13 protein-coding genes and 1 riboswitch are annotated in these 13179 nt (G+C 72.6%); all 13 genes read left to right on the forward strand.

Annotation, left to right across the window (positions count from 1 at the left end; all coding sequences use genetic code 11):
* Positions 1 to 8 precede the first annotated feature (8 nt).
* The 13 genes from IPJ61_RS12140 (at position 9) to IPJ61_RS12200 (ending at position 13172) form a co-directional block, all read left to right on the forward strand.
* Positions 9 to 1025 (forward strand): hypothetical protein, encoded by a 1017-nt coding sequence (locus IPJ61_RS12140; protein WP_297107601.1) that lies wholly within the window; start codon positions 9 to 11, stop codon positions 1023 to 1025.
* A complete protein-coding gene (locus IPJ61_RS12145; protein WP_297107604.1) occupies positions 1022 to 1948 on the forward strand; it encodes a hypothetical protein in 927 nt (308 codons plus the stop codon). Before IPJ61_RS12140 ends, IPJ61_RS12145 begins: the two co-directional genes overlap by 4 nt.
* A complete protein-coding gene (locus IPJ61_RS12150) occupies positions 1945 to 2904 on the forward strand; it encodes a hypothetical protein (RefSeq protein WP_297107606.1) in 960 nt (319 codons plus the stop codon). The genes IPJ61_RS12145 and IPJ61_RS12150 overlap by 4 nt, the downstream gene beginning before the upstream one ends.
* Positions 2897 to 4309 (forward strand): ATP-binding cassette domain-containing protein, encoded by a 1413-nt coding sequence (locus IPJ61_RS12155; protein ID WP_297107609.1) that lies wholly within the window; start codon positions 2897 to 2899, stop codon positions 4307 to 4309. The genes IPJ61_RS12150 and IPJ61_RS12155 overlap by 8 nt, the downstream gene beginning before the upstream one ends.
* Positions 4306 to 5193: a hypothetical protein gene (locus tag IPJ61_RS12160; protein WP_297107612.1), complete on the forward strand. Its 888-nt coding sequence runs from the start codon at positions 4306 to 4308 to the stop codon at positions 5191 to 5193. The genes IPJ61_RS12155 and IPJ61_RS12160 overlap by 4 nt, the downstream gene beginning before the upstream one ends.
* The gene (locus tag IPJ61_RS12165) at positions 5186 to 6190 is read left to right on the forward strand and encodes an AAA family ATPase (RefSeq protein WP_297107615.1); all 1005 of its coding nucleotides are present in this window, start codon (positions 5186 to 5188) and stop codon (positions 6188 to 6190) included. Before IPJ61_RS12160 ends, IPJ61_RS12165 begins: the two co-directional genes overlap by 8 nt.
* Positions 6191 to 7069, forward strand: a complete 879-nt coding sequence (locus IPJ61_RS12170) for a DUF58 domain-containing protein (RefSeq protein WP_297107618.1) — start codon at positions 6191 to 6193, stop codon at positions 7067 to 7069.
* Entirely contained in the window at positions 7059 to 7526 is a 468-nt protein-coding gene (locus IPJ61_RS12175) for a hypothetical protein (RefSeq protein WP_297107621.1), read from the forward strand. The genes IPJ61_RS12170 and IPJ61_RS12175 overlap by 11 nt, the downstream gene beginning before the upstream one ends.
* The gene (locus tag IPJ61_RS12180; RefSeq protein ID WP_297107624.1) at positions 7517 to 9346 is read left to right on the forward strand and encodes a VWA domain-containing protein; all 1830 of its coding nucleotides are present in this window, start codon (positions 7517 to 7519) and stop codon (positions 9344 to 9346) included. The genes IPJ61_RS12175 and IPJ61_RS12180 overlap by 10 nt, the downstream gene beginning before the upstream one ends.
* Complete coding sequence (locus IPJ61_RS12185) at positions 9343 to 10032, forward strand: hypothetical protein (protein WP_297107627.1); 690 nt, start codon at positions 9343 to 9345, stop codon at positions 10030 to 10032. Before IPJ61_RS12180 ends, IPJ61_RS12185 begins: the two co-directional genes overlap by 4 nt.
* A gap of 49 nt (positions 10033 to 10081) precedes the next feature.
* Positions 10082 to 11611: a hypothetical protein gene (locus IPJ61_RS12190; RefSeq protein ID WP_297107629.1), complete on the forward strand. Its 1530-nt coding sequence runs from the start codon at positions 10082 to 10084 to the stop codon at positions 11609 to 11611.
* 4 nt (positions 11612 to 11615) lie between these two features.
* The gene (locus IPJ61_RS12195; protein WP_297107632.1) at positions 11616 to 12251 is read left to right on the forward strand and encodes a hypothetical protein; all 636 of its coding nucleotides are present in this window, start codon (positions 11616 to 11618) and stop codon (positions 12249 to 12251) included.
* Positions 12248 to 12388, forward strand: a riboswitch (cobalamin riboswitch). Its footprint overlaps the gene before it by 4 nt.
* A gap of 70 nt (positions 12389 to 12458) precedes the next feature.
* Entirely contained in the window at positions 12459 to 13172 is a 714-nt protein-coding gene (locus IPJ61_RS12200) for a hypothetical protein (RefSeq protein WP_297107634.1), read from the forward strand.
* Positions 13173 to 13179 lie beyond the last annotated feature (7 nt).

The following is a 13179-nucleotide window of genomic DNA, read 5'->3' on the forward strand; positions in this document are numbered from 1 at the left end:
GGGGGGACATGACCGCGAGGCAGTGGAGGTGGATGGCGGCGCCGGCGGCGGCCGCCGTCGTCCTCGCCGTCTCCGGCCTGCCCGCGCGCGGCGACGACACGTGGCGCGACGGCTGGTGCCAGGAGGGTGAGGGCCTGACCGTCGTGCTCGACTGGGCCAACGCGCCGGACCCCGAGCCGCTGGTTCCGGGGAACCAGGACGACTCGTCGATCGTGCGCTGCGTTCCCCTCAGCGGCGAAGGGAACACCCTCCCGAAGACCGGCGGAAACGAGTTGGAGTCGGTGGTGAAGTCCGCGGGGCTTCCCTACGAGATGAACGACGGCATCGTCTTCAGCATCAACGGCATCGCGCCCCCGGAGAACCAGACGTACTGGCACTCGCGGGTGGGCAAGGTCGGCGCGTGGGGCGACGATCACGACTGGACGTTGGATCCGCCCTACACCGACGGGTTCTGGGCCTTCACGTACTTCGACACCAGCGGGGGCGAGCCCGCGCCCAAGCCACGGCCCGTCCCGGAGTTCGCGGAGGGGACGTATGTTCCGCCGGAGCCCACCGAGACGCCGACGGCCAGTCCGACGCCGAAGCCGAGCGCGACCAAGACCGCAAGCCCAACGAAGACGGCAACCCCAACCAAGACGGCGACGCCGCGCCCTTCCCCCTCGCGCACCTCGCGTCCCCCCAGAGCAACGCCTACCCGAACGCCGACCCCGACCCGCACGCCGTCGCGGCCGACCCCGACGCCCACGCCCACGCCCAGCAGGACGATCTCGCCGACGACGCCCACCACGAGCGCGGCGCAACGGGAGACCGTCGCCCCCGTTCCTCCGGCCGCGCCCTCGCCGACCCCAACGATCTGGGGGCAGGAGAATGCCGCCCGCACTCCCGGCGACACGGCCGGAGCTGCGGTCCACCCGTGGTCGCCGCTGCTCACCGTCGCCGGGTTGGCCGCGGCCGTCGGCGCCCTCATCTCCGCCTCGTACGCCGGGCTTCGCACGCCCAAGCCTGTGGTGGTGGACGACGAATGAGGCGCGCCCTCGCCTTCGCGTTCGCGTTCGCCGCGACGCTCGCCGCGCTCCCGCTGACCGCGCGCGCCGACCCGCCTGCCCAGGTCACCGCGCTCTGCCACGACGCGCCGAACGGCTGCTCGCTGCGCTACGACCACTGGATGCGCGACGGCGCCACCTACCCCGTCATCGTCACCGGCAACCCCGGCGTGCGCGTGCAGGTGGTCGTCTACCTCGCGACGATGAAGGACGGCGCGCTCGCGGGCCTCACCCCCCTCACCACCGGCGGCGAGGTGCTCACCTCTGCGCGCGGGATCGGCACGGTTTCCCTCGCTATCCCCCCGGTGACCGACGGCGCGGCCGGCGGCTGGGCGTTGGTCAGTCTGGGGGGCGTGGACGGCACCGACGTGTCGGAGACGATCGGCGGGTTCCTCCCCTTCGGCACTCGCAACCCCACCGTGCTGGGCGACGGCTACGGCGACGTCAAGCCCGCGGGGGCAGTCCTCGATCTCCACCTGGTTGGCACCGTTCCCGGCTCCCAGTTCGCCGTCGACTACGCCGACGACAAGGGCATATGGCACGACGCCACCGTCGAGGGGCCCGAGGGCAACCAGCCGGCCCGACGCCCCGACGAGGTCGCGATCGTGCGCTACCAGATGCCCCGCGGGCTGACGGCCGCCCCCCACGCCTTCCGGCTGCGCAACGTGACCGCGGGCTCCGCGGACACCACGTGGACCGCGACCCCCGGCACGACCGGAACAGAAAAAGCCCGTGCCCCTTGGCCCGCACCCAGCCCCGTCGGCGAGCGGGTGGAGGGCGCCGCCAGGGGGGCGGTGCACCCGACCCGTGCCGTGCAGGGCGTCGCAGCCGGCGTGACCATCGCCGCCGCCGCTTCAGTGCTGACGATCGCGGGGATCAGTGCCCGAAGGCGGCGTGCGCCATGATCGCCACAGGACTGCTGGCCGCGACCCTGCTGCTGCTCGGGGCCATGGCGCTCGGCACCACCAATCCGCTGCTGATGGGGACGCTCGCCGCCGCGGTCACGCTGTGCGGCACCCTTGCGGGCGGACGGCGACGCCTGCCCCACACCCGCGCGGTGTCCGTCGGCTTCCTCGTCCTTGTCTGGTGGTTGCTGGTCCCTGTCGCCCTGCCCAGCTCGTCGAGCGGCGCCGTGCTGCTTCCGCTGCCGTCGCTCGCCCTCAGCCCGGGCGTGGCGATCGGCGGCCCCCTCACGCTGCACGGGCTCGTCGATGCCGGCGTGAGCGGCCTGCGCGCCTACACGCTGTGCGTGCTGTTCGGCGTCGCTTGGCAGGCGTATCCCGGCGCGCGCTGGTGGGAACTTGCCCGGTCCGCCTTCGGCCGCGGGGCGGAGCTGGTCGGTCCGTGGTGCTTCCTGGGCGACGCCACCGTCGCCGCCCGGCACCGCCGCCAGGCGGAGGCGGCGCAAGGCTGGCCCCCCCGGCGCGGCTGGGGCGAGACCTTCGCGCTGGCCCGCGCGGCCGCCCACCGCGCGGAGCCTGCCGACGACCCCGCCGTGCGCGTCGCGCTGCGCGGCATCCTGCTCGCGGGGCTCGCCGCGCTCCCCGTGGTCCTCCTCGCCGGGGTCGTACCCGCCGCGCTGCGGGCCGCGTGGTCGCCGCTCGACCTTGCGCTGCTCCCCCTCCTTGCCCTGATCGCGCTGGCCGCCACCTCGGGCTCTGCCCGGCGCGACGCGTGGCCGCTCGCGACCACAGCCATCCTCGCGGGCGTCGCCTGGCTCGGTCGAGCATGGCTCCCTGGCGACGACGCGCTCCGTTGGAACCCCGCGGACGGATGGCCCGACGTTCCCGTCCTTGCGCTCCTCGCCGCCGCGGCGTTACCCGCCGCCCTCCTCCTGACGGAGGGGAGCCGCGATGCTTGACCTGCGTGACCTTCGCCTCGACCTCTCCGGCCGCGGCACCGTGTTCACAGACCTCCGTCTCACCGCCGACGCCGGGCAGGTGACCGCGATCGTCGGCCCCGGCGGCCGCGGGACAAGCGCGCTCTTCTCGCTCCTGTCCCGCGACGCTCCCTTCGGTGCGCGCTACGAGGGCCGCGCGGTCCTCGACGGCCTCGACCTGCTCGCGACGGATCCCGGCGATGTCGCCGGGCGCGTCCTCGCAGTCGACCCTGCCGCCCCGGACCCGCGCACCGTCCGGGAGGCCTTCGCGCAATGGAAGGCCGACGCGGTCGAGGCCGACCTCGAGGGCTGCGAAGACCGTCCCGTCTCCTCCCTGCCGCCCGATCAGCGCGCGCGGCTCGCCCTCGCGCAGCTCCGGCTCGGCCCGGATCGGCCGCTGGTCCTTGTCGACCAGGTGATGGCGGCGGCCGACCCCGCGCTGCGTCGAGACCTAGGCGTGGCGCTCAGGGCGCGGGCCGCCGACGGCGCGTACGTGCTGTGGGCGGAGCATCAGCTGGACGCGGTGTGGGAGTTCGCCGACGCGATCGCCGAGTTCGGTCTCCCCACCCAGCCCGTCGGCGCCTGGACGCCTGCAACCGTCCGCGAGCCCACGCTGCTCACCCTCGCCCGCATCTTCCGGCTCCCGCCGGACCGCTGCCGTACCCCATCGTCGGTGCGACGGCTCGTCGGCTCTCCTGTGCTCTCGCACGCGGTGCCCTCGACGCGGCGCACCGCGCACGCCCCCGAGGTCACCGTCGACCCCGCGGAGCTCGGCCTCTCCGGTAGGCAACTCGATCTTCTGCCGGGCGAGGCCATCGGCATCGTCCACCGCTCGGGACGCGCCGAGCCGGTTGCACGCCGGCTGACCGCGCGCCTCAGCGGGTCGCGCGTGCCCAGCCTCCTGCCCGACGCTCTCACCCCCGCGGAGCTGCTCGCCTCCTGGGACGCCCGGCACGGGACCGGCGCCCTCGGGGCGCTGGGCGGCCTGCGCGGCGTGCGGGGCCTGGCGCCGCTGGCCGCGCACTCCTCGGGGGAACGTGCGGCCCTCCGGCTGCTGCTTGCCCGGGTGACCCCGGGCGCCGTCTGGCTGCCTCAACCGCAGCTCGGCCTCGACCAGGCCGGGCAGATCACCGCGCAGCGCGAGCTGAGCGCTGGCTCGCGGGGCGTCCGCCTCATCACCACCCGCGACGTCGAGTTCCTCGTCCGCGCCTGCCGCCGGATCGCCGTCATCGACGGCGACGAGATCGTCGCTTTCGGGTCGCCCAGCGCCGTGCAGAGGGCCTTGCCCACCGCGCCGCTGACGGCCAAGGCCCTGCCCCGCACGGCCCCGACCCGCCTCGGCGACGTCATCGAGTCGGCCATCCTTCTCGAGGGAGGAGCGGCATGAACCCCACCTCCGCCGCCACCGGCACCTGGCCTCGCGCCGTCGTGCTCCTGACCCTCGCCGTCGGACTCGGCTGGCTGGCCTGGCCCATCTGGTCGTCAGGCACCGTGGCCGACAGCGCCGCCCTCAAGGCCGAGGCGCCGTGGGTCCTCGCCGCCGTCACCTCCTTGCTCGTGCTGCTCGGCTTCGTCCTGTGGACGACGGCGGGGCGGCGGCTCCGGCCCTTCGCACCGGCCGCGCTGCTGGGGGCTGCCGCCATCCTGACCCGGGCCGCCCTGCATCCGGGCACGAGCGGCGTCGAGTTCCTCTACGCCTTCCCGCTGCTCGCGGGGGTCGTGATGGGAGGGCCTGCCGGCTTCCTCACCGGCGCTGCGGCGGCGCTGCTTTCCGCGCTGGTCACCGACACCGTCGCCGAGCACCTCGTGGCGCAGAGCCTTGTCTGGGGGCTATGGGGCGTGGCCGGCGGGCTGCTCAGGCCGCTCGGCACGGCGACGGCGTGGGCCTTCGGCGCGCTGCTCAGCATCCCGTTGGGCCCGCTGTCCGGCCTGCTGCTCAACCTCACCAGCTGGACCGGTGACCAGTCCGATGCCGGCACCTTCCTGCCTGGGCTCTCCCCGTGGGAGTCGGCCGTGCGGCTCTGGCAGTACTGCTGGGAGACCTCTTTCGCCTACGACCTCGTCCGCGGCGTCTCGACCTGCCTGCTCCTGCTGCTGATCGGCCTGCCGCTGCTCCGTGCACTGCGCCGTAGCCACGACACCCGCGTGCTTCCCATCGAACCCACCGACGCCGACCCCCCGGCCATCCCGCCGCGCGCCCTCGCGCGCCGCGCCACGGCCCGCACCATCCAGAACATGTGGAACCCCTCGTTAGGAGACCCCGATGACTGAGGCTCACCCCACCCGCCCTCCCCTGACGGCTGAGGAGATCGACGGCGCGAAGGCCGCGCTCGACCGGCTGTCGGCCACCTTCGAGGCCACCGTGGTGGGCCAGCCGCAGCTGCTGAGGGCGCTCCTGGTCACCGTGCTGAGCCAGGGTCACATCCTGCTCGAGTCGGTTCCCGGGCTTGCCAAGACGCTCGCGGCCAGCACGCTCGCCCGCGCCGTCGACGGTAGCTTCGCGCGCGTGCAGTGCACACCGGACCTGCTGCCCAGCGACATCATCGGCTCCCAGATCTTCGACCAGGCGACCCGCGGGTTCACCACGGAGCTCGGCCCGGTGCACGCCAACTTCGTGCTGCTCGACGAGATCAACCGCTCGTCGGCCAAGACGCAGTCGGCGATGCTCGAGGCGATGCAGGAGCGTCAAACCACGATCGGCGGGCACACCTACCGGCTCCCCGACCCGTTCGTCGTGCTCGCCACGCAGAACCCCATCGAGGAGGAGGGCACCTATGTGCTGCCGCAGGCGCAGCTCGACCGCTTCCTGCTCAAGGAGGTCGTCGCCTACCCCAGCCCCGACGACGAGTTCGAGGTGCTGACCCGCAGCGAGGAGGGCACCTTCGAGCACACCACCGCGGCCTGCGCCACCACCGCGGAGGTGCGTCGGCTGCAGGAGCTGACCAAGCGCGTGCGGGTCGACGACGCGATCAAGCGCTACATCGTCGAGCTGGTCAACGTCTCCCGCCGCCCCGCGGACTTCCTCTCCGGAGACCAGGCGCGTTGGATCGAATACGGCGCCAGCCCCCGCGGAGCGCTCGCCTTCCTGCACGCGGCGCGCGCGTCGGCGCTGCTCGACGGCCGCGGCTACGTCGTCCCCGGCGACGTGACGGGCCTGCGGCACGCCGTGCTGCGGCACCGCCTGATCCTCACCTTCGAGGCCCTCGCCGAGCGCGTCCGCCCCGAAGAGCTCGTCGACGCCATCTTCGCCGCGGTGCCCACTCCGTAAATGGCCCGCATCACCCGCATCCGCGCGACGGTCGCCCTCGCGATCCGGCACAAAGTGTCGGATCCGCTGGAGGGCGTCCACGCGTCGCTGCAGGTGGGCCCCAGCCTCGACTTCAACGACCTGCGCGAGTACGTCGTCGGCGACGAGGTCTCCGACATCGACTGGCGCGCCACCGCCCGCAGCGGATCGCTGCTCGTGCGCAGGCACGTCGCCGAGCGACGCGGCACCCTGCTGATCGCGGTGTGCAGCGGGCGCGGACTCGCGGGCCTCGCCACCCCGGCAACGGACAAGGCCGCGATCGCGCTCGACGCCGCCGCCACGCTCGGCGTGCTGGCCACCGGTTTCGGCGACTACGTCGGCATGCTCTGGTGCGACGGCGACGACACGCGGGCCGCGCGCCCTTCCACCCGGCTCGTCGAGCTGGAGCACCAACTCGGCGTGGTCGAGCGCGCCGTCTCCCCGGATGCCGCGCCCTCGGACCTGGGCGCGCTGCTCACCGCCGCCTCGCGGACGCTGCGCCGCAGGGCCGTCGTGGCTGTGGTCTCCGACGATGTCGAGATCACCGCAGACGTGGAGGCCCGCATCCGCCGCCTCGCCGTCCAGCACCAGGTGCTGTGGCTGACCGTGCCCGACGCCGACCCCACCGCCCCCGAGCTGGCCGCGCGAGCGCTCCTCGACCTCGATGAAGGCCACCCCCTGCCCGACTGGCTCGACGACGACGAGTTGCGGCGGGAGCTGCGGGAGGCGACGGCTGACCGAGCCGCCCGGCGCGCCGCCGCGCTCGCCCGGCTGGGCGTCGCCGAGGCCGTGCTCGCCGACCCTTCCCGGGTCGCGTTCGACGTGATCGACCTCATCAGGAGGCAGCGCCGTGCCCGTTGACGCCCTCCTCGAGCTCCATCCCCCCGTTGCCCACGCCTGGTGGTGGTGGCTCGTCGTAGCGTTCCTCGGGGTGGCCGCGCTCGGCCTCGCCGCGGGGGGCGTATGGCGTTGGTGGGACCTGACCCACGGCGGCGAGCCCTTCGCCGACGACACCCTCCAGCAGCTGCGAGAAGACGCCTTGCGCCGGATCGACGAGCTCTCCGGAGCCCCGCTACCCGGCCACGAGCGGGCACTCGGGATCGGGCGGGTGGCGCGCGCGTTCGTCGGCACCGTCGGCGACGGCGACGCCGACTACCAAACGGCCGACCAGTTGCGGGTCGAGGCGTTGAAGGACCCATCGCTGGGGCCGGTGGCGGAGCTCGCCGCGCGGATCGAGGCCTACGCGTTCGGCGGCGCCGAGGACGACCTGACGGCGCTGGCGGTCGCCGCGAAGGACGTGGTGTCGACATGGCACTGACCCAGCCCTGGCTCGCCGCGGCCGCGCTCGCGGTTCTCGTCGTCCTCGCCACCCTCGCGCTGACCCTGACGCCGAGGGCCGTCCGCGCCGCGGGCGCGCCCATCGCCGGGGCGGACCGGCTCCGCGCGCTGCCCCGGTTCCGCGCGCTCGCAGCACGGAAGGCGCGCCTCCAGCTGGTCCAGGTCCTCGGCCTGACCCTGGCCTCCACCGGGGCCGTCCTCGCCGTCGCCCGGCCCGTCGCGCCGCAGGACGTGCCCGAGCAGCGCACCAACCGCGATGTCGTGTTGTGCCTCGACGTCTCGGGCTCCATGTCGGAGGTCGACCGGCAGATCGTCGATGCCTATCTCGAACTCTCCGCGAACCTCGACGGCGAGCGGATCGGTTTCGTCGCCTTCGACGCCTCCGCCGTCACGGTCTTCCCCCTCACCGACGACGCCTCCTTCATCACCGAACAGCTGACCGCGGCCAAGGAGTGGCTCGACGGGCGGGTCGTGCCCGGCACCCAGATCGGGGAGGGCAGTTCGCTGATCGGCGACGGGCTTGCCAGCTGCGTTTCGCGCTTCGACGTGCCCGAACAGGACCGGTCCCGCACCATCGTGCTCGCGACCGACAACCAGGTGGCGGGCCGCCCCCTGTTCAGCCTCGACCAGGCCGTCGGCCGCGCAGTCGACCGCGGCGTGCTGGTCCACGGCATCGTGCCCTCCGACAACACGCCGAGCGTCACCCGGCAACTGACCGAGGCCGTGCGACGCACAGGCGGGGAGGTGCTGCTGCTCGCGCCGAGCACCGATGTAGGGGCGATCGAGACGGCGGTGCGATCGCAGGAGGCAAAGGCCTTGGCCGCATCGCCGCGCGCCCGCGACGTCGACCTGATCTGGCCCACGGCGCTGCTCATGGGGGTGGGCATCGTGATCGCCAGTGCCGGACGAGTGGCGGGAAGGGGCCGATGGACCTGGAGCGACGGGTCCCTGTGGCGTCGGCTGCTCGTGCTCGTCCTCGCGGCCGCGATGGCCCTTCAGGCGCGCCTCGGTGCCGACGACGACCGCACCGCGCCGCCGGCGACGCTCAGCGTCCTGCTCATCGTCGACCGCACCACCTCCATGGGAGCCCAGGACTGGAACGGCACGCAGCCGCGCATCGACGGCGTGGCGGCCGACGTGCAGGAGCTGGTCACGCGGCTCGGCGCGGCCCGCTACGCCGCGATCACCAGCGACAACGTCGCCCGGGTCTCCGCGCCGTGGACCACCGACGCCTCGGCCATCGTCAGCCTCGCCAACACGATGGGGTGGCGCGAGGAGAGCTACGGGACGGGCAGCGACATCGCCGCCTCCGCCGACCTCGCACAGCAGGTCCTTGCGGAGGAGGCCGTGGCCCGGCCCAACGCGGCGCGCTTCGTCGTCTACCTCGGTGACGGCGAGCAGACCGCAAAGGACGAACCCGGCTCGTTCGCCGGCTTGCGCGTCCTGGCCGAGGACGCGCTGGTACTCGGCTACGGCACGGAGGCGGGCGGCCGGATGCGGCAGAGCCCGGCCTCTGAAGAGCTCGTCGAGCGTCACGGCGAGCCGCAGCTGTCGCACATCGACGAGGCGGCGCTGCGGCGCATCGCCGACGAGCTGGGCGGCGGCTACGAGCACCGCACGACGCCGGGCCCGTTCGCTGCTACGCTGCCCGCCGCGAGCGCCGCGGTAGTGGAGGATGGCGACGCCGCGGCCCTTGCCCTCGGCTGGATTCTGGGCCTCGTCGCGCTCGCGCCGCTGGGCTGGGAGCTGTTCGCGGCGCTGCGCGCCTGGCGATCCGCCCGCCGGGAGGTCCGCAGATGAGGACAAGGAGCGCCGTGCGGGCCAGCCGCTGGTTGTGGGCGACCCTGCTGCCCGCCGCCGTGCTGCTGGGCACAACGGGCTGGCTCGCTGTCCAGCTCGGCGCGGTTCAGATGGGCGTGCAGCGATCGCACGAGGGCGACTACGCCGGGGCGGCACGGGCCTTCGGGGTCGCGCAGCGGGTCGCCGCCGTGGAGCGCTGGGTCCCCGCTTTCGACCACGGCACCGCCCAGTACCGCCTGCGCCTCTGGGACGCCGCTGCCGGCGACTTCGAGCGCGCCGCCGGGATGGCCCCCACGGGTCCGCAGTGCACGATCCGGCTCAACTGGGCCTGGTCGCTGGAGGCGGGAGCCGACGAACTGCTGGCCGCCGAGGACGTCATCGGCGCAATCGTGCGGCTTCAGCAGGCTCAGCTCGTGCTCTCCACCGCGCCCTGTCCCGGCCGGCTCTCCCCCGCCGAGGACGCCGGCTCGCCCCAAGGCACGCTGGAAGACCAGTGGAACGACACGCGCCAGCGCATCGAGGACAAGACCGACGGCGCCCCGCCCGTCGACGCCGACCCCGAAGACTCCCCCGACCCGAGCGAATCCCAGCTCGCCGACCGCGAGCGCCAAGCCCAGGAGCAGCGCCAGCAGGTGATCGACGAGGGCACCAACGCGGAGTCGAACGAGGGGCAGAAAACGTGGTAACCGCCCTCATGACGTACCCCCAGACCCAACCCACAGATAGGAGCGACACATGTCGACCATGAGCACCCAAGTCAAACGGACATCGGCGGCGCTGATGACCGCGCTGGCCGTCTTCCTGACGTCCATCCTCATCGCGCTGCCCGCACACGCGGAAACCCTCATCTCCGACAAGCAGAGCGCGGCGAAGGGCGCCGACTGGCTGAAGAAGCAGTACGACGCCGGAGCCTTCACGCCGAAGAGCGACACCGGGGTATTCGCCGACGGGATCGTCGCGCTCTCCGCGGCGCAGCTGCACCGCTCGACGATCGACAAGATGCTCGCCGACCTGCGGAAGCCCGACGCCGGCCCTGCCTGGGTGAAGGCCGGAGCCGACGGCGGGGCCGACCGGCTCGCCAAGATCATCCTCACCGCCGACGCCGCCGGCGTCGCCGACCCCGCGCGGTTCTTCGGGAAGGACCGCGACCTCGTCAAGGAACTGATCGCCCTCGTCAAGGCGAAGAAGGTCACGCAGGCGTGGGGCGGGTACCTGACCGTGATCGCGCTCGGCCGCCTCGGCAAGTTGGGCGACCTCTCCGACGCTGACCTGACCTACCTGATGGGTCGGATGATCGTCGCGCAGGACGGCGGCTTCGGCTTCGGCACCAACCCGGCGAAGGGCGACGCCGACTACACCGGCATCGGCATCTCCGCCATGAACATCCTCGTCAAGAAGGGGCCGGCCGGCGTCAAGCCCCAGGCGCAGACGCGGCTGACGAGCGCCATCGGCTGGACGAAGAACGAGGCGAACCGCAAGCGCGACGCAGGCGACGACTACTACTGGGCCACTTACTCTTCGGCGAACTCGACCGGCGTCGTCGCCTCCGCGCTGGCCGAGGCGGGCGAGAACACCGAGTCTCCGCGGCGCTCGCTGAAGCGTCAGCAAGCCGCAACGTCGTCGAAGGCCGCCTGGTCCAAGAAGCACATGGGGACGACCGACGATGTGCGCGCCACCACGCAGGCGATCCTCGGCGTCGTCGGCAAGGGCTACGCCACGGCCGCGTTCGGGTCGCTCACGACGAAGACGCCGACGATCTCCGGCACCGTCAAGGTCGGCAAGAAGCTCACCGCCAAGCCCGGCACCTGGTCGCCCAAGCCCGCATTCAGCTACCAGTGGTACCGCAGCGGGAAGAAGATCTCCAAGGCAACCAAGTCCACCTACGCCCTCACCGCCTCCGACATGGGCACGACCATCACCGTGAAGGTGACGGGAAAGAAGTCCGGCTACGGAACGGTGTCGAAGACGTCGAAGAAGACCACCACGGTCAAGGCCGGCACCCTCACGACGAAGACGCCGACGATCTCCGGCACCGTCAAGGTCAGCAAGAAGCTCACAGCCAAGCCCGGCACCTGGAAGCCCTCGGGTGTGAAGCTCAGCTACCAGTGGTACCGCGACGGGAAGAAGATCAAGGGTGCGACGAAGTCCAGCTACAAGCTCGCCAAGGCCGACAAGGGCACCAAGATCTCGGTGAAAGTGACCGGCAAGAAGTCCGGCTACACGACCGCGTCGAAGACCTCCAAGGCCACGGCGAAGGTGAAGTAGCCGCATGAGAATCCTCACGCTCCTTCTCGCGCTCGCGCTGGGGCTCGTCCCGGCCTCGGCGCGGGCCGACGGCGGCGCAGAGATCGGCGAATGCCTGTCCTCCGGCAACGTGTGGCTGCTCGTCACGACCGAGACGGGAGAGGCGCTCGCCAACCAGTGCGTCGGCACCCCCGGCAACGGCGAGGAGGCGCTGGCCACGGGCGGGATGGAGATCCAGTTCGGCAAGGGTCGACTCGTCTGCACGCTGTCGGGGCACCCGGCGCAGTGCCCGCGGACGTTCACGGGCGCGTACTGGGCCTACTACCACGGAGGGCCCGGCGCGGAGTACGTCTACTCAGACGTCGGCGCCAGCCAGTTCCAGCCGAAGCCCGGCAGCATCGAGGCGTGGTGCTACACGACGGCGGAGAAGGATTGCGCTCCCCCGCACCTGCGAATCTCACAGGGCGGCGTCGAGGTGGCTGCGCCTTCCGGCGCGGAGACCGTCGACCTGCCCGTGACCACCAACGTGAGGGTCGAGGTGCCCAGCAGCACCCCCTGGGGGGTCATCGTCACGGTCGCGGTCATCGTCGTCGCGTTCGCCGGGCTCGTCGTCTGGCAGCGGACCCGCCGCCGGAGCGGCGGAGAAATCGGCGGCCGTTGACCTTCGGTTTGATAGGGTGCGGATAGCTCGCGCGAGGGGAACCTGGTGAGATTCCAGGGCTGACCCGCAACCGTGAACGCCCTTCTCAGGGCCCAGCCGGAGCACCGAACGCGGCAGACCTTTCAACCCGTCGAGGTCTACGGGAGGGCAGGGCCGAACGGGCATTTCGGACCATCCTTCCGCGGTCCGATAGCCGAGAGGTGCCCCATGCTCCGCCGGATCCTTCTCCCGCTGATCGGCGCGTTCGCGCTGGCTCTTACCGCTCTCGCGGCCCCAGTGGCCGCGCACGCCGAGGACGACAACGCCGTTGGCTCCTGCCTGAGCGCCGACAAGGTGTGGCTGCTCGTCGTCACGGACACCGGCGAGGTGCTCGCCAACGAGTGCGTCGGCACCCCCGCGACCGGCACCGACGCGCTCGTCTCCGTCGGGCTCGAACTGGCCCGCGATGACGGCAACTTCATCTGCGCCATCGGCGGGCACCCGGCCCAGTGCCCAGCCACCTTCACCGGCCAGTACTGGGGGTCCTACATGGGCGTCCCCGGAGAGCCGTACGCCTACGCCCAGGTAGGCCCTGACGAGAACAAGCCGAAGCCCGGCACGATCGAGGCGTGGTGCTACAACAAGGCCGACGAGAAGGAATGCACCCCGCCATACCTGAAGATCGTGAAGGACGGTGCCGAGGTTGCCGCGCCCGACGGCGTCACAACGGTAGACCTGGCCGTGACCGGTGAGGCCCCCTCCCCGACCGCGAGCCCAACGGCGACCGACGCCCCGACCGCCCCGGCCGAGAAGCCCGCCGACTCGAGCACCTCTCGGACTCTGCCGATCGTCCTCGGCATCGTCATCCTCGGCGCGGTCGCCGTCGCCGTGTTCGTCAGCAGGAAGAAGTCAGGCAAGGGCGGCGCGGTCGGCGGCCGCTGACGGTAGC

Origin of the sequence: Tessaracoccus sp. (genome assembly GCF_016714275.1) — a bacterium.
In the GTDB taxonomy this organism is placed as follows: domain Bacteria; phylum Actinomycetota; class Actinomycetes; order Propionibacteriales; family Propionibacteriaceae; genus Arachnia.

Excerpts from the sequence above, each read along its gene's own strand:
- IPJ61_RS12140 (WP_297107601.1), top strand. The coding sequence starts at position 9 with ATGACCGCGAGGCAGTGGAGGTGGATGGCGGCGCCGGCGGCGGCCGCC.
- IPJ61_RS12145 (WP_297107604.1), top strand. The coding sequence starts at position 1,022 with ATGAGGCGCGCCCTCGCCTTCGCGTTCGCGTTCGCCGCGACGCTCGCC.
- IPJ61_RS12150 (WP_297107606.1), top strand. The coding sequence starts at position 1,945 with ATGATCGCCACAGGACTGCTGGCCGCGACCCTGCTGCTGCTCGGGGCC.
- IPJ61_RS12155 (WP_297107609.1), top strand. The coding sequence starts at position 2,897 with ATGCTTGACCTGCGTGACCTTCGCCTCGACCTCTCCGGCCGCGGCACC.
- IPJ61_RS12160 (WP_297107612.1), top strand. The coding sequence starts at position 4,306 with ATGAACCCCACCTCCGCCGCCACCGGCACCTGGCCTCGCGCCGTCGTG.
- IPJ61_RS12165 (WP_297107615.1), top strand. The coding sequence starts at position 5,186 with ATGACTGAGGCTCACCCCACCCGCCCTCCCCTGACGGCTGAGGAGATC.
- IPJ61_RS12170 (WP_297107618.1), top strand. The coding sequence starts at position 6,191 with ATGGCCCGCATCACCCGCATCCGCGCGACGGTCGCCCTCGCGATCCGG.
- IPJ61_RS12180 (WP_297107624.1), top strand. The coding sequence starts at position 7,517 with ATGGCACTGACCCAGCCCTGGCTCGCCGCGGCCGCGCTCGCGGTTCTC.
- IPJ61_RS12185 (WP_297107627.1), top strand. The coding sequence starts at position 9,343 with ATGAGGACAAGGAGCGCCGTGCGGGCCAGCCGCTGGTTGTGGGCGACC.
- IPJ61_RS12190 (WP_297107629.1), top strand. The coding sequence starts at position 10,082 with ATGTCGACCATGAGCACCCAAGTCAAACGGACATCGGCGGCGCTGATG.
- IPJ61_RS12195 (WP_297107632.1), top strand. The coding sequence starts at position 11,616 with ATGAGAATCCTCACGCTCCTTCTCGCGCTCGCGCTGGGGCTCGTCCCG.
- IPJ61_RS12200 (WP_297107634.1), top strand. The coding sequence starts at position 12,459 with ATGCTCCGCCGGATCCTTCTCCCGCTGATCGGCGCGTTCGCGCTGGCT.